The organism is Pseudomonas sp. HLS-6 (genome assembly GCF_002753995.1).
GTDB classification, from domain to species: domain Bacteria; phylum Pseudomonadota; class Gammaproteobacteria; order Pseudomonadales; family Pseudomonadaceae; genus Aquipseudomonas; species Aquipseudomonas defluvii.
Genome location: NZ_CP024478.1, coordinates 1,869,982 through 1,891,742 on the forward strand (window position 1 = coordinate 1,869,982; position 21,761 = coordinate 1,891,742).

The 21,761-nt window shown below is 60.5% G+C and carries 20 protein-coding genes; 8 read left to right on the plus strand and 12 right to left on the minus strand.

Annotation, left to right across the window (positions count from 1 at the left end; translation table 11 throughout):
* Nucleotides 1-253: 253 nt before the first annotated feature.
* Entirely contained in the window at nucleotides 254-2,854 is a 2,601-nt protein-coding gene (gene acnB / locus CS390_RS08615) for a bifunctional aconitate hydratase 2/2-methylisocitrate dehydratase (protein ID WP_065759484.1), read from the minus strand.
* Between the two features lie 404 nt (nucleotides 2,855-3,258).
* On the opposite strand from acnB, the gene CS390_RS08620 reads away from it, so the two are divergent.
* Nucleotides 3,259-3,726, plus strand: a complete 468-nt coding sequence (locus CS390_RS08620) for a DUF1289 domain-containing protein (protein ID WP_065759483.1) — start codon at nucleotides 3,259-3,261, stop codon at nucleotides 3,724-3,726.
* 40 nt (nucleotides 3,727-3,766) lie between these two features.
* Here CS390_RS08620 and CS390_RS08625 read toward each other — a convergent pair whose 3' ends face one another.
* A complete protein-coding gene (locus tag CS390_RS08625) occupies nucleotides 3,767-4,630 on the minus strand; it encodes a universal stress protein (RefSeq protein WP_065759482.1) in 864 nt (287 codons plus the stop codon).
* Between the two features lie 153 nt (nucleotides 4,631-4,783).
* Here CS390_RS08625 and CS390_RS08630 point away from each other — a divergent pair, with 153 nt between their 5' ends.
* Nucleotides 4,784-5,395 carry a tRNA-(ms[2]io[6]A)-hydroxylase gene (locus CS390_RS08630; RefSeq protein ID WP_065759504.1) on the plus strand — a complete coding sequence of 204 codons (612 nt, stop codon included), beginning with the start codon at nucleotides 4,784-4,786 and terminating at the stop codon, nucleotides 5,393-5,395.
* A gap of 95 nt (nucleotides 5,396-5,490) precedes the next feature.
* Here the strand turns inward: CS390_RS08630 and CS390_RS08635 are convergent, their stop codons facing one another.
* Nucleotides 5,491-6,213 carry a UDP-2,3-diacylglucosamine diphosphatase gene (locus CS390_RS08635; RefSeq protein WP_099774050.1) on the minus strand — a complete coding sequence of 241 codons (723 nt, stop codon included), beginning with the start codon at nucleotides 6,211-6,213 and terminating at the stop codon, nucleotides 5,491-5,493.
* Nucleotides 6,210-6,713, minus strand: coding sequence for a peptidylprolyl isomerase (locus CS390_RS08640; RefSeq protein ID WP_065759480.1), 504 nt, complete (start codon nucleotides 6,711-6,713; stop codon nucleotides 6,210-6,212). The genes CS390_RS08635 and CS390_RS08640 overlap by 4 nt, the downstream gene beginning before the upstream one ends.
* A 235-nt stretch (nucleotides 6,714-6,948) precedes the next feature.
* On the opposite strand from CS390_RS08640, the gene CS390_RS08645 reads away from it, so the two are divergent.
* On the plus strand, nucleotides 6,949-8,652 hold the full coding sequence (locus CS390_RS08645; protein WP_065759479.1) for a glutamine--tRNA ligase/YqeY domain fusion protein: 1,704 nt from the start codon (nucleotides 6,949-6,951) through the stop codon (nucleotides 8,650-8,652).
* Nucleotides 8,653-8,661: 9 nt separating this feature from the next.
* Nucleotides 8,662-10,044 carry a cysteine--tRNA ligase gene (gene cysS, locus CS390_RS08650; RefSeq protein WP_065759478.1) on the plus strand — a complete coding sequence of 461 codons (1,383 nt, stop codon included), beginning with the start codon at nucleotides 8,662-8,664 and terminating at the stop codon, nucleotides 10,042-10,044.
* 206 nt (nucleotides 10,045-10,250) lie between these two features.
* Here the strand turns inward: cysS and CS390_RS08655 are convergent, their stop codons facing one another.
* From CS390_RS08655 to arsA, 4 genes are all read right to left on the minus strand, one after another.
* Nucleotides 10,251-11,627 carry a HAMP domain-containing sensor histidine kinase gene (locus CS390_RS08655; RefSeq protein WP_099774051.1) on the minus strand — a complete coding sequence of 459 codons (1,377 nt, stop codon included), beginning with the start codon at nucleotides 11,625-11,627 and terminating at the stop codon, nucleotides 10,251-10,253.
* Nucleotides 11,605-12,285, minus strand: coding sequence for a response regulator transcription factor (locus CS390_RS08660; protein ID WP_065759476.1), 681 nt, complete (start codon nucleotides 12,283-12,285; stop codon nucleotides 11,605-11,607). The genes CS390_RS08655 and CS390_RS08660 overlap by 23 nt, the downstream gene beginning before the upstream one ends.
* 147 nt (nucleotides 12,286-12,432) lie before the next feature.
* On the minus strand, nucleotides 12,433-13,452 hold the full coding sequence (locus CS390_RS08665; protein ID WP_065759475.1) for a branched-chain amino acid aminotransferase: 1,020 nt from the start codon (nucleotides 13,450-13,452) through the stop codon (nucleotides 12,433-12,435).
* A gap of 229 nt (nucleotides 13,453-13,681) precedes the next feature.
* The gene (gene arsA, locus CS390_RS08670; RefSeq protein WP_099774052.1) at nucleotides 13,682-15,448 is read right to left on the minus strand and encodes an arsenical pump-driving ATPase; all 1,767 of its coding nucleotides are present in this window, start codon (nucleotides 15,446-15,448) and stop codon (nucleotides 13,682-13,684) included.
* Nucleotides 15,449-15,756: 308 nt separating this feature from the next.
* Between arsA and CS390_RS08675 the strand changes: the two genes are divergently transcribed.
* From CS390_RS08675 to CS390_RS08690, 4 genes are read left to right on the plus strand one after another with little or no spacing between them, the layout of a single operon-like run.
* Nucleotides 15,757-16,326, plus strand: a complete 570-nt coding sequence (locus tag CS390_RS08675; protein ID WP_099774053.1) for a chalcone isomerase family protein — start codon at nucleotides 15,757-15,759, stop codon at nucleotides 16,324-16,326.
* A gap of 17 nt (nucleotides 16,327-16,343) precedes the next feature.
* Nucleotides 16,344-16,877, plus strand: a complete 534-nt coding sequence (locus CS390_RS08680; RefSeq protein ID WP_065759502.1) for a DUF3833 domain-containing protein — start codon at nucleotides 16,344-16,346, stop codon at nucleotides 16,875-16,877.
* The gene (locus CS390_RS08685; RefSeq protein ID WP_065759473.1) at nucleotides 16,874-17,560 is read left to right on the plus strand and encodes an SDR family NAD(P)-dependent oxidoreductase; all 687 of its coding nucleotides are present in this window, start codon (nucleotides 16,874-16,876) and stop codon (nucleotides 17,558-17,560) included. Before CS390_RS08680 ends, CS390_RS08685 begins: the two co-directional genes overlap by 4 nt.
* A 49-nt stretch (nucleotides 17,561-17,609) precedes the next feature.
* Nucleotides 17,610-17,915, plus strand: a complete 306-nt coding sequence (locus CS390_RS08690; protein WP_065759472.1) for a DUF6482 family protein — start codon at nucleotides 17,610-17,612, stop codon at nucleotides 17,913-17,915.
* Nucleotides 17,916-17,961: 46 nt separating this feature from the next.
* Here the strand turns inward: CS390_RS08690 and CS390_RS08695 are convergent, their stop codons facing one another.
* From CS390_RS08695 to CS390_RS08710, 4 genes are read right to left on the minus strand one after another with little or no spacing between them, the layout of a single operon-like run.
* Nucleotides 17,962-18,456: a DUF2878 domain-containing protein gene (locus CS390_RS08695; protein ID WP_065759471.1), complete on the minus strand. Its 495-nt coding sequence runs from the start codon at nucleotides 18,454-18,456 to the stop codon at nucleotides 17,962-17,964.
* Between the two features lie 2 nt (nucleotides 18,457-18,458).
* Nucleotides 18,459-19,727, minus strand: a complete 1,269-nt coding sequence (locus tag CS390_RS08700) for a cyclopropane-fatty-acyl-phospholipid synthase family protein (protein WP_099774054.1) — start codon at nucleotides 19,725-19,727, stop codon at nucleotides 18,459-18,461.
* Nucleotides 19,714-20,514 carry a DUF1365 domain-containing protein gene (locus CS390_RS08705; protein ID WP_065759469.1) on the minus strand — a complete coding sequence of 267 codons (801 nt, stop codon included), beginning with the start codon at nucleotides 20,512-20,514 and terminating at the stop codon, nucleotides 19,714-19,716. Before CS390_RS08705 ends, CS390_RS08700 begins: the two co-directional genes overlap by 14 nt.
* Nucleotides 20,511-21,758, minus strand: a complete 1,248-nt coding sequence (locus CS390_RS08710) for an NAD(P)/FAD-dependent oxidoreductase (protein WP_099774055.1) — start codon at nucleotides 21,756-21,758, stop codon at nucleotides 20,511-20,513. The genes CS390_RS08705 and CS390_RS08710 overlap by 4 nt, the downstream gene beginning before the upstream one ends.
* Nucleotides 21,759-21,761 lie beyond the last annotated feature (3 nt).

Below are 21,761 nucleotides of genomic sequence, written 5' to 3' on the forward strand. Positions count from 1 at the left end.
CTTGGCGCTGGGCCAACATAAGCCAGTGGAAGAGCCGTATTCAGTCGGAAACACACCCTGAGCGCTTTTATGCGCGGGGTGTCAGTGAGTACGCGGCGCTTGCATCGCGGGCAAGCCCGGCTCCTACAGGGTTGTGTGGCAGGCTTGCCAGCCCTGTGGGGCTCAGAAAAACAAATGCCCCGACAGGTCGGGGCATTTGTTTTGTAGCTGCTGCAAGCTGCGTTTTCACGCAGCCTGCAATGGCTAAGTCAGCTTAGGCTTGAACGACCGGGATGTTGGCGTTCGCAGCGGCTTCACGGAACTCAGCGATCTGGTCGAAGCTCAGGTAGCGGTAAACGTCGGCAGCCATGCTGTCGATGTTCTTCGCGTACGCCATGTACTCCTCGACGGTCGGCAGTTTGCCCAGGATGGACGCGACTGCAGCCAGTTCGGCGGAGGCCAGGTATACGTTGGCACCATCACCCAGACGGTTCGGGAAGTTACGGGTCGAAGTCGACACAACGGTCGAGTTCGCAGCAACGCGAGCCTGGTTACCCATGCACAGCGAGCAGCCCGGCATTTCCATGCGCGCGCCAGCCTTGCCGTAGATGCCGTAGTAGCCTTCTTCGGTCAGCTGGTGAGCGTCCATCTTGGTTGGCGGCGACAGCCACAGGCGAGTTGGGATCGAGCCTTTGACCTTCTCCAGCAGCTTGCCGGCAGCGCGGAAGTGACCGATGTTGGTCATGCACGAACCGATGAACACTTCGTCGATTTTTTCGCCCTGTACGGTCGAGAGCAGACGGGCGTCGTCCGGGTCGTTCGGGGCGCAGAGCACAGGCTCTTTGACGTCGGCCAGATCGATTTCGATGATCTCGGCGTATTCGGCGTCCTTGTCGGCTTCCAGCAGAACTGGGTTGGCCAGCCAGGCTTCCATCGCTTGGGCGCGACGTTCCATGGTGCGTGCATCGCCGTAGCCTTCGCTGATCATCCAGCGCAGCAGGGTGATGTTCGACTTCAGGTACTCGGCGATCGCTTTTTCTGGCAGCTTGATGGTGCAACCTGCAGCGGAACGCTCAGCCGAGGCGTCAGACAGTTCGAACGCTTGCTCGACAGTCAGTTCGTCCAGGCCTTCGATTTCCAGGATGCGGCCGGAGAAGGCGTTGATCTTGCCTTTCTTCTCGACGGTCAGCAGGCCTTTCTGGATGGCGTAGTAAGGGATGGCATGAACCAGGTCACGCAGGGTGATGCCAGGTTGCAGTTTGCCCTTGAAGCGCACCAGGATCGACTCTGGCATGTCCAGCGGCATGACGCCGGTGGCAGCAGCGAAGGCGACCAGGCCGGAACCGGCCGGGAAGGAGATGCCGATCGGGAAGCGGGTGTGCGAGTCGCCGCCGGTGCCGACGGTGTCAGGCAGCAGCATGCGGTTCAGCCAGCTGTGGATGATGCCGTCGCCTGGACGCAGGGACACGCCGCCACGGGTGCGGATGAAATCCGGCAGGGTGTGGTGGGTGGTGACGTCGATTGGCTTTGGATAGGCCGCGGTGTGGCAGAACGACTGCATGACCAGGTCAGCGGAGAAGCCCAGGCACGCCAGGTCTTTCAGCTCGTCGCGGGTCATTGGGCCAGTGGTGTCCTGGGAGCCCACGGTGGTCATCTTGGGCTCGCAGTAGGTGCCTGGACGAACGCCAGTCACGCCGCAGGCCTTGCCGACCATTTTCTGTGCCAGGGTGTAGCCTTTGCCGGTGTCGACAGGCTGCTCTGGTTTCTGGAACAGGTCGGAAACCGGCAGACCCAGCTCGGTACGAGCCTTGTCAGTCAGGCCGCGGCCTACGATCAGAGGGATACGGCCGCCAGCGCGGACTTCGTCGAGCAGCACCGGGGTCTTCAGTTCGAAGGTGGTGATGACTTCGTCGGTGCCGTGCTTGCAGACTTTACCGGCGTGTGGGTACACGTCGATCACGTCGCCCATGTTCAGGTTCGATACGTCGAACTCGATTGGCAGTGCGCCAGCATCTTCCATGGTGTTGTAGAAGATCGGAGCGATTTTCGAGCCGAAGCAGAAACCGCCAGCACGCTTGTTCGGAACGTACGGAATGTCGTCGCCGAAGAACCACAGAACCGAGTTGGTTGCGGACTTACGGGACGAGCCGGTGCCAACCACGTCGCCGACATAGGCAACCGGGAAGCCCTTGGCTTTGACTTCTTCGATTTGCTTGAGCGGGCCGATTGCGCCTTGTTGCTCAGGCACGATGCCGTCACGCGCCATTTTCAGCATGGCCAGGGCGTGCAGCGGGATGTCAGGGCGCGACCAGGCGTCCGGGGCAGGGGACAGGTCGTCGGTGTTGGTTTCGCCAGGTACCTTGAAGACAGTCAGGCTGTACTTCTCGGCGATGGCAGGCTTGCTGGTGAACCACTCACCGGCGGCCCAGGATTCCAGAACGGCCTTGGCGTGAACATTGCCGGCCTTGGCTTTTTCAGCCACGTCGTGGAAGGCATCGAACATCAGCAGGGTGTGCTTGAGCTGTTCGGCAGCAACAGCCGCCAGTTCGGCGTTGTCCAGCAGTTCAACCAGAGTGGCGATGTTGTAGCCACCTTGCATGGTGCCCAGCAGTTCGACGGCGCGTTTCTTGTCGATCAGTGGGGACTTGGCTTCGCCCTTGGCGACGGCAGACAGGAAGCCGGCCTTGACGTAGGCGGCTTCATCCACTCCTGGTGGAACGCGGTTGGTGATCAAGTCGACGAGGACGGCTTCTTCGCCAGCAGGGGGATTCTTCAGCAGCTCGACCAGGCCTGCGGTTTGTTCGGCGTTAAGCGGCTGGGGCACGATACCCTGGGCGGCACGCTCTTCGATGTGTTTGCGGTAGGCTTCAAGCACAGTTATTACCCTCATCAGTGGTCCCAAATGGGTGTCCGGGACGCTCATCCAGAAATTCCGGTACCCATGCGCAATACGGCTTTTTGGGCCGCGTAGCCAGGGTTACAGGAAATCCTTACAGAAGCTGCTTTCAAAGTTTTACGCCTGTAGAACGGAGGCTGATGAGGGCTGGCGCGGGCATTCGACTGTCGAATCTCCCGCACCAACGCCGTTCTACCGGATGAACTGTGCTCGTGACGCTTTGAAAACAGCTTCTAACGGACATTGGCGCCTTTAAAAGGCCGGATGATTCTACGGTAAAAAGTCGACAAAGGTAAGGCGAGTGCAATGACTTTGCGGGGTGACCACCGTTAGACAAAGGGCTAACATGGCGGCCTGTCCTGTCGCCTCGCTGTTGATCCCCCATGCCCAATCATTCCATCAAGACGCCTTGCGTCGGCCTTTGCTCCACTGTCTACGGCGACCTGGTGTGCCGCGGCTGCAAGCGTTTTCATCATGAAGTGATCCAGTGGAACGGTTACAGCGAAGAGGAAAAACGTGCGGTCTGGATGCGCCTGGAGCAACTGTTGGTGCAGGTGATGACGGCCAAGCTGGAAGTCTTCGATAGTGCGCGCCTGCGCCAGCAACTGGAGCAGCGACAGATTCGCTTCGTGCCGCAGCAGTCGGAGTATTGCTGGGCGTATCAACTGATTGCCCGAGGGGCGCGGGTGATCCGCGATGTGGAAGCCTACGGCATGGTTCTGCTGCCGGAGTTTCGCGAGTGGGAGTTGCCGCAGTTGCGCGATGCGATTGATCGCGAATTCTTCCTGCTGTCCGAGGCCCACTACCAGCGCTATATCGCACCGGGCTTTTTGAAGAACGGGCTGGGCTGATACAGCGGGTCGGAGCCGGCGATGCCGGCTCCGACGGTGGCTAGCCTTTGGCCAGTTCTGCCAGGTGGTCGGCAGCTTCTTCGCTTTTGAGCACCAGTACATCGCTTTCCAGTGCGTCGAGTACCACCTCGGCAGTATTGCCGATCAGGGCGCCGGTGATGCCTGTGCGGGCCACCGTGCCGATCACGGTGAGCACGGCGTCCAGTTCTTTCACGTAGTGAGGAATCAGTACATCGGCCGGGCCTTCGGCGACATGCAGGCGTTCGTCGCTGATATCAAACTCCGCCTGGAACGCCTTGCACTCTTCGCGGTAGCGGGCCTCGATGGTCTCCTTGAGCTGATAGATCGGGTCGGCTGCCGAGAGCATGGGCGAGGGGTGGGCGCTGACGACATGCAGTTGGCCTTTGGCCAGGGTGGCGATTTCATAGCTGTGGTCGACGATGCGTTTGTGCAGGCGGCGATGGTGTTCATCATGGTTGCCCACATCCACAGCCGCCAGAATGACGCCGTTGGTCCAGGGCCTTTCGTGCTTGACCATCAGGACGGCACACGGGCACAGACGCAAAAGCTTCCAGTCCGATGGCGTGAGCAGGGCTTTTTTCAGCGGGTTGTCCGGGCGATGCTCCTTGATCACCAGTTCGCAGCCCTCGGCCTGCTGCACGTCGATGATCGACTCGTGCAGGGTGTCGTGCCAGGTCTGCTCGTAGGTGACATTGTTGTAGCCATCGTCGTGAAGCTGGCTGCACAGCAGGCTGAGCAGGGCGCTGTGGTCTTGTTTCTTGTCGCACATCAACAGGTGCAAGCGGGCACCTGTGGCGCCGGCGATGAGTTTTGCCCGGGTCAGAGCCCGGCTGTGGGCGTGCGTCGGGTCAAGTACCACCAGGATGCTGCGGACGGCTTGCATGAGCATGAACTCCCTTCTTCAATAGCGACCAATGACTGACTATAGTCGGCGCTCGATGGATCGGGTGTTGATACACATCAAGCATAGCCGGTGGTGATCGTCGCCTGCGTGCGTATAATTGCCGGCTTTGTCGTCGTCCTGTCCGTGAGCACCATGCACCTTATTCCCGAAATCGATGCGTTCCTGGCCTGCCGTACCCCTGATGCCTGGGTGGAGGCTGCGTTGGCCGATCAGGAGACGATGCTGATCGACCACAAGAATTGTGAGTTCAAGGCTGCCAGTACCGCCATGAGCCTGATGGCCAAATACAATACGCACATTGACCTGATCAACATGATGTCGCGCCTGGCCCGCGAAGAATTGGTCCACCATGAGCAGGTGTTACGCCTGATGAAGCGGCGCAAAATCGCCTTGCGGCCGGTCTCGGCAGGTCGCTATGCGTCGGGCTTGCGGGCGGTGGTGCGTAACCATGAACCAGTAAAGCTGGTCGACACCCTGGTGGTCGGTGCCTTTATCGAGGCGCGCAGTTGTGAGCGTTTCGCTGCCGTAGTGCCGCACCTGGACGAGGAACTGGGCAAGTTTTATCACGGCTTGCTCAAGAGTGAGGCTCGGCATTTCCAGGGCTACCTGAAACTGGCCTATCAGTACGGTGAAGAAGCTGATGTTGACCGTGCGGTTGAGAAGGTTCGGGCGGCCGAAGCGGAGCTGATCACCGCGCCGGACAACGAGTTCCGCTTCCATAGCGGCGTTCCCAGCTGGCAGTAACGGCCCGCACGCGAAAAGGGGCATGGCCCCGGCCTTGTTGGTGATGGTGTCACCGGCATGCCTCTGCCCGAGCAGGGCGTGCCGACGACAGGTGTTCAGCGGAAAGCGAACGGTGCCAGTTGAAAGCCTTGCTCATCCACCTGCAAAGCCCAGCCCTGACGGTCCCAGTCCCCCAGTACGATACGCCGTGCTGGCGTATTGCCCAGCGCCAGTTTGTGAATCGCCGGGCGATGGGTGTGCCCGTGCACCAGGGTGCGCACGCCATGCTGCTGCATGACCCGTGGCACTTCCTCGGGCGTCACATCGACAATGTCGTTGGCCTTCATGCGGGTTTGCGTACGGCTTTCGCTGCGTAGCTTGCGCGCCAGTTTCTGGCGTGTACTCAGCGGCAAATGCCGCAGAACCCACAGGCTGAGCGGGTTGCGCAGGTAGCGGCGCAGCTTCATGTAGGCCAGGTCACGGGTACACAGGCTGTCGCCGTGCATCAGTAACACCGGTTCACCACCCATTTCGACCACGCAGGGATCGTTCAGCAAGGTGCAGCCCGCCGCCTTGCAGAACGCCTGGCCGATCAGGAAGTCGCGGTTGCCATGCATCAGGAAAATCTGCGTGCCACTGTCGCTCAAGGCGCGCAGGGCCTGACAGATGGATGCCTGGTAAGGCGTCATGGCGTCGTCGCCGATCCAGGCTTCGAAAAAATCGCCAAGAATGTACAGCGCCTGGGCCTGTCGGGCGCGGCCCTCAAGCAGATCAAGAAACGCCCGGGTAATGTCCGGGCGTTCTTCTTGCAGGTGCAGATCGGAGATCAGCAGTATCACTCAATGATCTCGGCTTTCTCGATGATCACGTCGTCTTTCGGTACGTCCTGATGGCCAGCCTTGGAGCCGGTAGGGACGGCCTTGATCTTGTCGACGACGTCCTGGCCTTCGATCACTTCACCGAACACGGCGTAGCCCCAGCCTTGCACGTTCTTGCCGCTGTGGTTGAGGAAATCGTTGTTGGCAACGTTGATGAAGAACTGCGCCGAGGCCGAATGCGGCTCCATGGTACGGGCCATGGCGATGGTGTACTTGGCGTTGCTCAGGCCGTTGTCCGCTTCGTTCTGGATGCTTGGACGCTTGTCTTTCTTTTCTTTCATGCCAGGCTCGAAACCGCCGCCCTGGATCATGAAGTTGCCGATGACGCGGTGGAAAATGGTGTTCGAGTAGTGGCCGGCGTTGACGTACTCGATGAAGTTGGCCACGGTGATCGGGGCCTTTTCGGCGTTCAGTTGCAGGACGATGTCGCCGTGGTTGGTGCTCAGTTTGACTTTGGACATGCTGAAATTCGCTCTTTTCAAGGCAATTGAAATACGTTGCGCAGGATCGCGTAATAACCCTGACGCTCAGTCTACAGGCGGCGATACGCGGTTCGCGGCTGTTTTTTTGCAATGGCGGTCAATATTCGCGCCTGTTTGTCGGTGCTGACCTGTCGGCAGCTTGACTGCTTCGGCTATGATAAGCGCTTTGATTTAGTCGGCCTACCCTGGTCGTGTACCCGTATTCAAGGATCCTATGAGCAAGCCCACTGCTGACACCGCTCCCAACGCCGCTGCCAAAGGCGCTCCCGCTGTCCCTGCGAACTTCTTGCGACCGATCGTGCAGGCTGACCTGGACTCGGGCAAGCACAGCAGCATCGTCACCCGTTTCCCGCCAGAGCCCAATGGTTACCTGCACATCGGCCACGCCAAGTCGATCTGTGTGAACTTTGGCCTGGCCGAGGAGTTCGGTGGTGCCTGTCACCTGCGTTTCGATGACACCAACCCGGCCAAAGAGGACCAGGAGTACATCGATGCGATCCAGAGCGACGTCAAGTGGCTGGGCTTTCAGTGGACCGGTCCGGTGCGTTATGCCTCCGACTACTTCGGCCAGCTCCATGCGTGGGCCGTCGAGCTGATCAAGGCCGGCAAGGCCTATGTCTGCGACCTGACCCCGGAGCAGGCCCGCGAGTACCGTGGCAACCTGACCGAGCCAGGCAAGAACAGCCCGTTCCGTGAGCGTTCGGTCGAGGAAAACCTGGACCTGTTCGCCCGCATGAAGGCTGGCGAGTTCAAGGACGGCGAGCGTGTACTGCGGGCCAAGATCGACATGGCTTCGCCGAACATGAACATGCGCGACCCGATCCTCTATCGTATTCGTCACGCCCATCACCACCAGACCGGTGACACGTGGTGCATCTACCCGAACTATGACTTCACTCATGGCCAGTCCGACGCCATCGAAGGCATTACCCATTCGATCTGCACCCTCGAATTCGAAGGCCACCGCCCGTTGTACGAGTGGTTCCTGGACAACCTGCCGGTGCCGGCCAAGCCGCGCCAGTACGAGTTCAGCCGCCTGAACCTGAACTACACCATTACCAGCAAGCGCAAGCTCAAGCAGTTGGTCGACGAGCAGCACGTCAACGGCTGGGATGACCCGCGCATGTCGACGCTGTCCGGTTTCCGTCGTCGTGGCTACACCCCGGCTTCGATCCGCAACTTCTGCGACATGATCGGTACCAACCGTTCCGACGGTGTCGTCGACATGGCCATGCTCGAATTCAGCATCCGTGATGACCTCGATCGTACCGCACCACGTGCGATGTGCGTGCTGCGCCCGTTGAAAGTGGTCATTACCAACTACCCGGAAGGCCAGGTCGAGCAGCTCGAACTGCCATGCCATCCGAAGGAAGACATGGGCGTTCGTGTCCTGCCGTTCGCTCGCGAGCTATACATCGACCGCGACGATTTCATGGAAGAGCCGCCAAAAGGTTACAAGCGCCTGGAGCCTGCCGGTGAAGTGCGCCTGCGTGGCAGCTACGTGATTCGTGCCGACGAGGCCATCAAGGACGCCGACGGCAACATCGTCGAGCTGCGTTGCTCGTACGACCCGGACACCCTCGGCAAGAACCCGGAAGGCCGCAAGGTCAAAGGCGTCATCCACTGGGTGCCGGCGGCTGAGAGCGTCGAGTGTGAAGTACGCCTTTACGATCGTCTGTTCCGCTCCGCCAACCCGGAGAAAACCGAGGAGGGCGGCAGCTTCCTGGACAACATCAATCCCGATTCGCTGCAGGTGCTGAGTGGTTGTCGGGCGGAACCTTCTCTGGGCAAGGCCCAGGCTGAAGACCGCTTCCAGTTCGAGCGCGAAGGTTACTTCTGCGTCGACATGAAAGACTCCCAACCGGGCCGCCCGGTGTTCAACCGCACCGTGACCCTGCGCGATTCGTGGGGCAGCTAAGGAATCCTCGTGCTTACCATCTACAACACCCTGACCAAGAGCAAGGAAGTCTTCACCCCGCTGGAAGGCAACAAGGTACGGATGTACGTCTGCGGCATGACCGTGTACGACTTCTGCCACCTGGGCCATGGTCGCAGCATGGTCGCGTTCGATCTGGTCACCCGCTGGCTGCGTTATAGCGGCTACGACCTGACCTACGTGCGCAACATCACCGACATCGACGACAAGATCATCAACCGTGCCAACGAGAACGGCGAGTCGTTCGACGCCTTGACCGCACGCATGATCGACGCGATGCATGAAGACGAGCGCCGGCTGAACATCCTGCCTCCAGATCAGGAGCCGCGTGCCACCGATCACATCGCCGGCATGCACGCGATGATCCAGACCCTGATCGACAAGGGCTATGCCTACGCGCCGGGTAATGGTGACGTGTACTACCGGGTCGGCAAGTTTGTCGGCTACGGCAAGCTGTCGCGCAAGAAGATCGAAGACCTGCGTATCGGCGCACGGATCGAGGTTGACGAAGCCAAGCAGGACCCGCTGGACTTCGTCCTCTGGAAAGGCGTCAAGCCGGGTGAGCCGAGCTGGCCGTCGCCATGGGGCCCAGGGCGTCCAGGCTGGCATATCGAGTGCTCGGTGATGTCCACCTGCTGCCTGGGCGAGAGCTTCGACATTCATGGTGGCGGCAACGACCTGGAGTTCCCGCACCACGAGAACGAAATCGCCCAGAGCGAAGCGGCAACCGGCAAGCCATACGCCAAGGCCTGGATGCACTGCGGGATGATTCGCATCAATGGCGAGAAGATGTCCAAGTCCTTGAACAACTTCTTCACCATTCGCGATGTGCTTGAGAAGTATCACCCGGAAGTGGTCCGTTACCTGCTGGTATCGAGCCACTACCGCAGCTCGATCAACTACTCCGAAGACAGCCTGCGTGAGTCCAAGGGTGCGCTGGAGCGCTTCTATCATGCACTGCGTGGCCTGCCGCTGGTTCCGGCGCAGGGTGGCGAAGAGTATGTCGAGCGCTTCAAGGTCGCGATGAACGACGACTTTGGCACGCCTGAAGCCTGTGCGGTGCTGTTCGACCTGGTACGCGAGATCAACCGTGTGCGTGAAGCTGAGCCGCAGATCGCTGCCGGTCTTGCTGCTCGCCTGCGCGAGCTGGCGGGGCTGCTGGGTGTGTTGCAGCTGGATGCCGATGACTTCCTGCGTGCGGGCGCCGAGGGTCGTGTCGATGCCGCCGAGGTTGAAGCACTGATCCAGGCGCGTCTGCAGGCGCGGACCAACAAGGATTGGGCCGAGTCCGACCGTATCCGTGATCAGCTGACCGCCATGGGCGTGGTGCTTGAAGACAGCAAGGGCGGCACTACCTGGCGCCTGGCTGACTGACCAGCTGCGCCCTCGCAGGCAAGCCTGCTCCCACTGTGGGAGCGGGTCTTGCCCGCGATGCAAATGCCGCGCACTCATGGACACCGCTCCGACGCCATCGCAGGCAAGCCAGCTCCAACAGAGCCCGCGCTAGCTGTGGGAGCGGGTCTTGCCCGCGATGCAGGCGCCGCAAACTCATGGGCACCCCACCGATGCCCTCGCCAGTGCTACCGGCGACAATGCAGCACGAGCTTGGCGCCACCCAGCGCGCTTTCTCCTATCTCCAGATCGAACCCATGCAGGTCGACGATCGCTGCAACGATCGACAGGCCCAGGCCAAACCCTGGGTGCCGATGACCTTCCTCGCTGCGATAAAACCGTTTTAACACCGCCTGGCGCTCGTCTTCCGGAATGCCGGGGCCGCTGTCCTGTACCTCGATATGCACGCCCTGTGCATCGCTGTGGGCGCTCAGTGCGACCTGGCCGTGGGCCGGGGTGAACTTGATCGCATTGCTCAGAAGGTTGGCCAGTGCCTCGAACAGCAATTCGCGGTCGCCGTGCAGGCTGGGCAGTTGGTTGGGTAGCTGCAGGCTCAGGTTGATTTCGCCGTCTTCAGCCAATGGAAGGTAGAAGTCGTACAGCTCCAGCAGCAGTGCATGCGGGTCCAGTTCGACGAACCCGGCACGGCGTTGACGGTCTTCCAGTTCGCTGATGCGCAGCAGGCCGCGAAAGCGCGCCATCAGCGTGTCGGTTTCCGCGATGGCGTGGTCCAGTTGCTGGGTTTGTGCGGAGTCGTCGCCCGCCTGTTGGCGAATGCGGTACAGCTGGGCGCGCAGGCGAGTGAGGGGGGTACGCAGGTCGTGGGCAATGTTGTCGCAGACACCCTTGACCTCGTGCATCAACCGTTCGATACGGTCGAGCATGGCGTTGACGATGGCCGCCAGCATGTCCAGCTCGTCACGCCGCGAGGACAGTGGCAGGCGGTGTGTCAGGTCGCCGGCGACGATCTGTTCGGCGCTGGCCTGGATCGCCCGGATGCGTTTGAGCGGGCGACGGCGCAGCAGGTACCAACCTGCGATGCCTGGAATGATCGTCAGTGAAAGCCCCCAGAGCAGGGCATGCAGAATGATCCGGGTGACTACGAATAGCGAGCCATTGTCACGTACCAGAACCAGCCAGCGGCCGTCAGGGACCCTCAAGGCCACGGCATCGCAACTGTCCTTGGGCAAGTGGGGCGCATCTTCATCCAGGCAGCGGCCAAGCTCATGGATTCTGCCATCCAGGCCCAGCTCCGGGGGAATCTTGCGAATCTCGCCACTGAGTGGGTTGAAGGCTGCATCGAACAGGCCGTAGGCATCGAAGCTGCGCTCCTCGAAGGCCTGGCTGGCAATCAGCGCATCATCCAGTTGTTTGCCGCTCATGTGTGCAAACAGGTGCTGGCGTTGTTGCAGCGAGTGCCGGGTGAGTTTGTTCAGGTAGCCGGACACCTCAAAGTACAACACCCCCATGAGGATGCTGCTCCAGGCCACGAAAAGGAAGCTGTACAGCGCCAGCAGGCGACTTGTGGATGAGCTCCAGCCCTTAGACGGGTTCGGCAATGGCATAGCCGGAGCCCCGCACAGTGCGAATCAGCGGCACTTGGCCCGGGGCGTCGATTTTCTTGCGCAGGCGACCGATATGCACGTCGATCAGGTTGGTGCCGGGATCAAAGTGGTAGCCCCAGACTTCCTCGAAAATCATCATGCGGGTGATGACCTGGCCGGCATGGCGCATGAGGAACTCCAGCAGCTTGTACTCGGTCGGTAACAGGTTGAGTGCCAGTTCGCCGCGTCGGGCTTCGTGGCTGATCAGGTCCAGTTCCAGGTCGGCGACCTGCAGGCGAGTCTGTGTGATGCCGGTGTTGTTTCGGCGCAGCAGCACTTCGACCCTGGCGGCCATCTCATCGGACGCAAATGGCTTGGTCAGGTAGTCGTCGCCGCCGGCGCGCAGGCCACGTACCCGCTCATCGACATCGGAGAGGGCGCTGATCATCAGGATCGGCGTGGTGATCTTCAGGTTGCGCAGCGTGGTGACGATCGTCAGGCCGTCGAGCTCAGGCAGCATGCGGTCCAGCGTGATGAGGTCATAGCTACCGGCGATGGCCTTGGCCAGGCCTTCACGGCCGTTGTTGGCCCAGTCAACCTCCAGGCCATGGCTGGAAAGTTCGGCGACGATCTCCTGGGCGGTGACAGCGTCGTCTTCGATAGTCAGTACGCGAGGCATGCTTTTACCTGGGCGGCGAGTGGAAGCTCGATTGTGCCAAAGAATAGGCGGTGCTCGGGTTAAAGAAAAATTCATCTAGCCGATTGCCGGTACGGCCGAGCGCTTCAGGCCAGAAAAAGAAACCCCGCCGGGAGGCGGGGTTCGGAATCAGGCGACCTTGACGATCCAGCCTTCCGGCGCTTCGACATCGCCACTCTGGATGCCGGTCAGCTCGTTGTAGAGCTTCTGGGTTACCGGGCCGACATCGGTCTCGCTGTAGAACACGTGCAGCTTGCCGTTGTACTCGATGCCACCAATCGGGGTGATCACCGCAGCGGTGCCGCAGGCGCCTGCTTCGGTAAAGCGGTCGAGCTCGTCGATCAGTACGTCGCCTTCGATCACGTTCAGGCCCAGGCGCGATTTCGCCAGTTCGATCAGCGACAGGCGGGTGATGCCAGGCAGCACCGAGGCGGACTTCGGCGTGACGAATTCGTTGTTCTTGGTAATGCCAAAGAAGTTGGCCGAGCCGACTTCCTCGATCTTCTTGTGGGTCAGTGGGTCAAGGTAGATGCAGTCGGCGAAGTGGGCTTTCTTGGCTTCGGCACCTGGCATCAGGCTGGCGGCGTAGTTACCACCGACCTTGGCTGCACCGGTGCCTTGTGGCGCGGCGCGGTCATAACTGGAGATCAGGAAGTTGTGCGGCTTCATGCCGCCCTTGAAGTACGAGCCAACCGGGATCGCGAAGATCGAGAAGATGAACTCGGGCGCGGTACGCACGCCGATGTTGTCGCCTACACCAATGACGAACGGGCGCAGGTACAGCGCACCCTTGCCGTAGGGCGGAATGAAGCGCTCGTTGGCCTTGACCACTTGCTTGCAGGCTTCGATGAAGGCTTCGGTCGGTACCTGCGGCATCAGCAGGCGCGCGCAGCTGCGCTGCATGCGCTGGGCGTTCTGGTCAGGGCGGAACAGGTTGATCGAACCGTCCTTGCAGCGGTAGGCCTTCAGGCCTTCGAAACACTGCTGGCCGTAATGCAGCGCGGTGGAGCCTTCGCTGATGTGCAGGGTGTTGTCTTCGGTCAGGGTGCCCTGGTCCCACTCACCGTTGCGCCAGTGTGACAGGTAGCGCTTGTCGGTCTTGATGTAGTCGAAGCCCAGCTTGTCCCAGTTAATGCTTTCGTTACTCATGGCACCCTCGATCGGTTGGCAAATGCCTGGTTGGTCAGGCGACGCATCTTGCGCAGGCAGCCACGATAATACATCCCGTGCAGATCGGAAACGCCTAGACGTGCATATTGGACGTGCATAGGTGTCTCTTGCTGCACGGTCTCGGCAATCCGCGCCCGGTGTTCGACTAAGGTCGTGGGGCTGATGCGCCGATCATGTCCCAGGCTCATCAGCCATGCACCAATTGCCCTTACCAGTCTCGGGGTTGTTTCTTGCTCAGTTTGAGCAGGCGTTCTACCCCGATGGGCTCCTCGGCCATCAGGGGGATCACTGCATAGCGTCTGGCGTGCTCACTGGCCACGTGCTCGATTTCCCTGAGCTCATTCTTTGCCCGTCTACGAAGCAGGGGCGATTGGGTTGTGGTGGCCGCGATGCTGTTGTTGATCACCCATGCCCAAGGCTCAATGCCAGCACGCCGCAGGTCGGCCTGCAGGTTGGCCGCTTCAAGTACCGGTGTCGTTTCAGCCAGTGTTACCAGCAATACCTTGGTTTTCTTCGGGTCTTGCAACTGCATCATCGGGGTACTGAAGTGCATGTTGCTGCCTTCCATTTGTCGGGCGATATCGCGGTGGTAGGCGCCCGTGGCATCCAGCAACAACAGGGTGTGCCCGGTGGGGGCTGTGTCCATGACCACAAACCGCCTGCCGGCCTCCCGAATGACTCTGGAAAACGCCTGGAAGACGGCGATCTCTTCAGTGCAGGGCGAGCGCAGGTCTTCGGCCAAAAGGGCTTTTCCCTGTTCATCCAGGGCCGCGCCTTTGGTGGCCATCACGTGATCGCGATACCGTTGGGTTTCAACCTTGGGATCAATGCGGCTGAGGGTCAGGTTGCTCATTGAACCGCTCAGGGTGTCGGCCAGATGCGCTGCCGGGTCCGAGGTGGTGAGGTGAACCGGCAAGCCCCGGTGGGCCAGTTCCACGGCCACCGCCGCCGCCAGGGTGGTTTTACCTACGCCACCTTTGCCCATGATCATGACCAGCCCGTGGCCATCCGCGGCGATGTCATCGACGAGGTCGCTCAGGCTTGGCGCATCAATGCGAACGGCGGGGGGCTGAAGGCCTTCAGCGTCACCCTTATCACGCAACAACTGTTTCAAGGCTTCAATGCCGACCAGGTCGAAGGCTTTCAGCGGCAGTTGATCCAGCGGAAGTGGCTTGAGTACGTCAGGCATTTGGGCAAGCGCCGACTGCTCCCGTGCATACACCGCTGCAGCCAGTGGGTCTTTTTCGGCTTCGCTGCCGGGCAGCACGCCGTTGACCACCAGGTACTGCTCGCGAAGGCCGAGGGCGGCGAGTTCTTCATGGGTGTGGGCCGCCTCGCGTAGCGCGGCATTTTGTGCCCGAGCGACCAGTACCAGCCGCGTGCGTGCCCGGTCGCAGAGCGCCTCAACGGCCTTGCGGTATTGGTCATGCTGTTTGTCGAGGCCCGCCAGCGGTCCAAGGCAGGAGGCGTCGCCCTTGCCAGCATCAAGAAAGCCACTCCAGGCACCAGGGAGCTGCAGCAGGCGAATGGTATGCCCGGTGGGGGCGGTGTCAAAGATGATGTGTTCATAGGTGTCGGTTTGTCGGGAGCCGACCAGTAGTGCTGTGAACTCGTCGAAGGCCGCAATTTCTGTGGTGCAGGCGCCAGACAATTGCTCTTCCATGTTCTTCACGACACTGGCCTCAAGCACGCCTCGGGCAGGGCCGACAATGCGGTCTCGATAGGCCTGCGCTGCAGCCTGTGGGTCAATTTCGAGCGCTGACAAATTGGCCACCGAGGGCACCGGGGTGATGTGGTTGCCAATGCTGATGCCAAACACTTGTCCAACGTTAGACGCCGGGTCGGTACTCACCAGCAGTACGCGTCGACCTTGTGCGGTGAGCTGCAATGCCGTGGCGCAGGCAATCGAGGTTTTACCCACACCGCCTTTGCCAGTGAAAAACAGAAAGCGCGGAGCATTTTCAAGAAACTGCATGAGGTGTTCCCTGTCGACGGTTCGGCAATCGCCAAAACCTGTGTTTGGAAATAAACGTGCGCATCAGTCTAGTGCCTGTCAGGGCAAGGCAATCACAGGGTGCCAAGGTTTCTTGCTGCGGGACCTGCTCCGGGCTTGATTCGTCCTGACCTTTTGACAATAAGTTGTACAAAAAAGCGTCGCGGCGTCGCATTAAACTGTACAAAATCATTTTTATGTACAACTATTTTGAAATGCCGCTGTGCATGCAGTACCGAATGCCAGAGAAACCAACATTTCGGCGTTGTCAGAAAAGGTAGAGCCATGCCATGGACAGACCATCATTGCCCTTGCTGCGTCAGTATCTGACGCACGTGGTCGAACGCAGGACGTTGGGCTTGTTGTTCAGCGCCCTGTTGCTGTGCAGCCCCGGTGCTTTCGCCAGTTGGCAGGCGCTGCTGCCCGGTGGTCGTTTGATCGGTAGCGCCGAGTTTCGGCTCTATGGTTTTCGTGTGTACAACGCGAGCCTGTGGGGCGCTTCGGCCCAGGTGGACTATCAGCAACCCTTTGCGCTTGAGCTGACCTATCACCGGTCGATTACCCGTGCCCAACTGGTAGACGTCAGCGTTGATGAAATACGTCGACTACGGGGCGGGTCGGTCGATGAAGCGCAACTCAAGCTGTGGCAGGCACAGATGGCGCGGGCCTTTGTCGATGTCGAACCGGGGCAGCGGATCATCGGGGTGTTCTTGCCCGGTGCCGGTGCGCGGTTCTACGTGGATGATCGTTTGCATTACGAGGTCGCAGACCCTGCGTTTTCGCGGGCGTTCTTTGATATCTGGTTTGACCCGCGTACACGTAACCCCGAGTTACGCCAGCGCTTGCTGGGCGGGCAATGACGATGAGGGTAAGCATGATGTGGAAGTCCTGTCTGCTGGCGTGCTGCTTGCTGTTGAGCAGTTGCGGCAACGTCGAAGTCGATCATTACCGCAACGAGTCGCCCGCTTTGGACTTGCCACGGTTCTTTTCGGTGCCGGTCCAGGCCTGGGGCATGTTCCAGAAGCGTTCGGGCGAGGTGGTCAAGCGTTTCCACGTGACCATTGAAGGGCGGATGGAAGGGCGCGTGCTGATCCTCGATGAGCGCTTCGTTTACAGCGATGGCACCCGTCAGCAACGCGTTTGGCGCCTGACGCCGAAGGGGCCGGGGCGCTGGAGCGGTACGGCGGGCGACGTGATCGGCGAAGCTGAAGGTCAGGTGGCCGGTAATGCACTGCGTTGGCGTTACACCCTCAACCTGGAGGTGGACGGCGCGTTTTATCCGGTGCAGTTCGATGACTGGATGTACCTGATGGATGACAACACACTGATCAATCGCTCGTTCATGTCTAAGTTTGGCCTGGAGTTGGGGCAGGTGACCCTGTTCTTCCGGCGCGGCGGGGGTGAACCATGAACAGCCTGCCGGAGGGCTATCGGGCATTGGTGATCGGTGCGAGTGGGGCGATCGGTGGTGCTTTCGTTGATACGCTGCGTGAGGATCCCCGGTGTGCCGCCGTGCATGGCCTGGGGCGTGGAACACACCCGGTACTGGATTTGACCGACCCTCAGAGCATCGCCATGGCCGCACAGTTTTATGAAGGCCAGCCACCGTTTGATCTGATCGTCTTGGCTGCCGGTGTTCTGTACGGTGAGGGCTTCATGCCGGAGAAGGCGCTGGAGTCACTGAACCAGGCGCAACTGTTGGCAACGTTTCAGATCAATGCCATTGGCCCTGCACTGGTGTTGCGGCACTTTCTGCCCTTGCTCGGGAGTAACGGGCTGCTGGCGGTACTGTCGGCCAAGGTCGGTAGCATCGCGGACAATCACCTGGGTGGCTGGTACAGCTACCGGGCCTCGAAGGCGGCGTTGAACATGCTCCTTAAAACGGCAGCGATCGAAGCTGCGCGGCGTTGGCCCGGCAAGCGCCTGGTTGCGCTGCATCCTGGCACTGTTGCTTCAGCCTTGTCGCGACCTTTTCGTCCGGAAGCGCGGGCTCCGCGTGACGCCGTGGCGGACATGCTGGCCGTGCTTGACGGAGTCACCGCCGCCGACAGCGGCAGTTTTTTCAGCTACCAGGGCGAACGTTTGCCCTGGTAGTTCCACTGTGGCACCTCTAGACGGGGCTATGCCCCTGGGAGCGTCAAGCATGAACCTTCAGCAACTGTCAGGCTTTGCCGATGCCGGGCGCATTGACGAGCTCAATCTGGTTTCTCTTGAAGGCGGTATCTATGTCTTGCAGGCACTGATGGAGGGAAAGCTGCACCCGTTGCTTGACGAGCAGGGACACAACCTCTGCCTGCGCTCGACGACTCACGCTCGAGAGGTGTTGCAGCATTTACCTGAAATCCCCTGCCTGCTGGTGCAGAAGGTGGTGCATGACGAAATGTGCGGGCTGGGTAACAGTGCTGATGCGCCGCTGAAACTGCCGTTCTCCATACGCTCTACCTGGTAGTTGCAAGGAAGCGGCGCGTGGCCCGAAGCGGTGCCCTTGGCACCGCTTATGTCGTGCTTCTAGCCACGCGGTGCAAGGCGGGTAACAACAGCGCCCAGAGTAGCGCCAGCAGGGTCAAGGATGGCCAAAGCCCATAGGGTAGGCCGACGTCTGCCAGGCGTGCACCGGCATAGTAAGACAACGGCCCGCCCAAGGCGCCGACAAGTGCCGCCAGCCAGAGGCGGGATGCCGTCCAGGCCAGGCTTTGGCGCAAGGTGCTGGCGAACAGCAGCCAGAGCATCGCCAGCCAGCCCGGCAGTACCCAGCGCGGCTCACCGAAATCGAACACGCCCAGGTTCAGTAACAGGCTATCCAGCGTCCAGCCACAGGCAGCGATTTTCAGCAGTTGGCGACATTCGCGTATCCGTACCGGAGCCCACGCCACGTGCAAGGCCAGGCATCCCAGTGCCAGCAATAGCCAGGCCGGGTGCCGTGCGCCAAAGATACAGGCTGCCCAGCCGATCTGGAACAGCACGGCATTGCCAATCAGGCGTCGGTTCATCCTCAGGCTTCCAGTGCCTCCAGCAGCGGCGCGGGACGGGCATCAGGTTTGGCCAGGACCAATTGGGCCACGCCGATACCGCGTTCCAGGAAGCCACCCTCGCAGTAGCAGAAGTAGAACTCCCACATACGTTGAAAGGTTTCGTCGTAGCCCAACAGCTGCAATGCATGGCGCCCACGGCAGAGGTTTTCGTGCCAGTGGCGCAGGGTCCGCGCGTAATGCAGGCCGAAGTCTTCCAGGTGATGGACGTTCAGGTCAGTGTTACGGCTGGCAACCTCCAGCATGCGGCTCAGCGAGGGTAGGGCACCACCGGGGAAAATGTAGCGCTGGATGAAGTCCACCGAGCGTCTGGCCTGTTCATAGCGCTGGTCACGGATGGTAATGGCTTGCAACAGCATCAGACCATCGTCCTTGAGCAGGCGTGCGCACTGTTGGAAGTAGTTGGGCAGGAAACGGTGGCCCACCGCTTCGATCATTTCGATCGAAACCAGCTTGTCGTAGCGCCCCTCAAGGTCACGGTAGTCCTTGCGCAGCACGGTAATGCGCGCTTGCAGGCCTTGCTCGGCAACACGCTTGCAGGTGTAGGCGTACTGCTCTTCGGACAATGTCGTGGTGGTCACACGGCAGCCGTAATGAATGGCGGCGTAGAGCGCCATGCTGCCCCAGCCGGTGCCGATTTCCAGCAAATGATCGCTGGCTTGCAGGTCAAGCTTGCGACAGATGCGCTCCAGTTTGTTCAACTGTGCCTGTTCGAGGCTGTCTTCTGAGCTGCGGAACATTGCCGCCGAGTACATCATGGTCGGGTCCAGCAGGTGCTCGAACAGTTCATTGCCCAGGTCGTAGTGTGCGGCAATGTTGCGCTTTGAGCCCCTTCGGGTATTTCGGTTCAGCCAATGCAGGCCTTGAACCAAGGGGCGACCAAGGCGCGCCAGGCCGCCTTCCATGGCGTCGAGTACGTCAAGGTTGGCGACGAACAGGCGAACCACTGCGGTCAGGTCAGGGCTGGTCCAATGACCATGTACGTAAGCTTCCCCGGCGCCGATCGAACCGTTGGTGGCGATCAGCCCCCACAGTGCATCATCCAGCACCTGAAGCTCGGCCATCAGGCTGGCATGGGGGTCGCCGAACATCAGGCGCTGGCCGTCTACCACGACGGTCAGTTGGCCTTTGCGCAGTTGCGCCAGTTGGCGCAGCACCAGGCGCTTGAGCAAGCCTGTGCTACCGGCGGCGAGGGCTCCGCTTTTGGCAACGGCCAGGTTAGGGCTCTTCATGGTCAACGTCCTCGCTACGGTTACGGGCGACACGTAAATGTCGCTGGGTGTTGTAATGGGAAAAGATCGGCGTGCGCTTGAGCAGCAGGCGCAGGGCTTGCCAATAGATGGCAGTAACGGTTTTCGCCGACATCCAGGGGAAGGTGAGCATTTGGCGGTGCAGGGTGCTGCGGGTCAGTGCTATGCGGTTCAGACCAAGACCGGCTTCAAACACCTTCTGTGGCCCATGCCAGTCCTGCATGGTGATGTTTAGGTGTTGCCCGGGCGCGGTGAAGCGCATGCGGTACTCCAGGTCGGGTGGCAAAAATGGCGAGACGTGAAAGGCTTTGGCGACGCTGAACTGCTGCACGCCGTGTTCATTGCACGGCAGCACATAGTGGAAGCGCTCGCGCCAGGGCGTATTGGTGACTTCGCACAGAATCGCCGCGAGCGTGTCATGCTCGTCGAAACAGAAGAAGAAACTCACCGGGTTGAAGGCCAATCCCCAGTTCCGCGCCTGGGTCAACAGGCGTATGGCGCCACCCGGGGCGTAACCCAGGGCCTCCATGAGCAGCAGATTGACCGCATCGGCAAGCGCCATGCCGTTGCGTGTGTAGCGTGGCAAGTAATCCTGTTCGCGGAAGCTGAACGCCGAAAACCGCTCGCGCCCGGCAAACGGGCTTAATGCAAACAATGCATCCTGCTCGGCCAGGTCCAGGTACAACATGCTCATGCGGTAGCGAAAGGCATGCGCGCGCGGAGACAGTCGCCGGTGGCTGACCCAGCCTTCATACAAGGCGCTGTTCATAATCGTTCACCGAAGTGCTGAGCCACCTTCAGTGCACTGACCACGCCATCCTCATGGAAGCCGTTGGCCCAGTAGGCGCCGCAGTAATAGCTGTGCTGCAGGCCCATCAGTTCAGCGTGACGAGCCTGGGCCGCAAGGGCTTCGAGGCTGTACTGGGGGTGCGCGTAGCGATAGCGACCGAGCACCTGTGCCGGGTCAATGGCGTCACTCTGGTTGAGGCTTACGCAGAGGGTGCGTGGTGCGTCCAGGCCTTGCAGGATGTTCATGTTGTAGGTCACGGCCGCTGGGCTGTGCTCGGGGCCACCCAGGCGGTAGTTCCAGCTCGCCCAGGCCAGGCGACGGTCGGGGAGCAGGCGCGTGTCGGTATGCAGCACGACATCGTTTTGCGCATAACGGATGGCGCCGAGTATCTGTTGTTCCTGTTCAGTAGGCGTTTCCAGCAACGCCAGTGCCTGGTCGCTGTGACAGGCAAATACCACCTTGTCGAAGCGCTCGGTGCCGACAGCGCTTGTGATGCTGACGCCCTCGGTGTCACGGCGTACGCGTTGCACCGGGCAGTTCAGGCGGATGTGCTTGGCGAAGCTGGCTGTCAGCGGCTTGATGTAGGCACTGGAGCCGCCCTGGATAACTCGCCATTGCGGGCGGTTGGTGACGGAGAGCAGGCCATGGTTGCGAAAAAAACGTACGAAGAACGCCAAGGGAAAGCCGAGCATGTCGGCCAGTGACATCGACCAGATCGCCGCCCCCATCGGCACGATGTAGTGTTCGATGAAGCGATTGCCGTAGCCACGCTGTTGCAGGTAGCTGCCGAGGGTCGTGCTGGCGTCGATGTGCTGGCGGTCGAGGTCCAGTGGTGCTTCGCGGTTGAAGCGCAGAATGTCCCGCAGCATTCCCCAGAACGCCGGTGAAATCAGGTTGCTGCGTTGAGCGAAGAGGCTGTTGAGGTTATTGCCGTTGTACTCCAGGCCGGTCTTTGGCTCATGTACCGAAAAGCTCATCTCGGTGGGGCGTGAGGTCACGCCCAGATGGTCCATCAGGGCGATGAAATTCGGGTAGGTCCAGTTGTTGAAGACGATGAAGCCGGTGTCGACCGCATAGTTCTGCTCGTTCAATTGAACGTTTACGGTATGGGTATGGCCGCCTACTCGCCCTTCGGCCTCGAATACGGTGATGTCGTGGTTACGCTGCAGCAGGTAGGCTGCCGTCAGGCCGGCAATTCCGCTGCCGACGATTGCAATACGCATGGG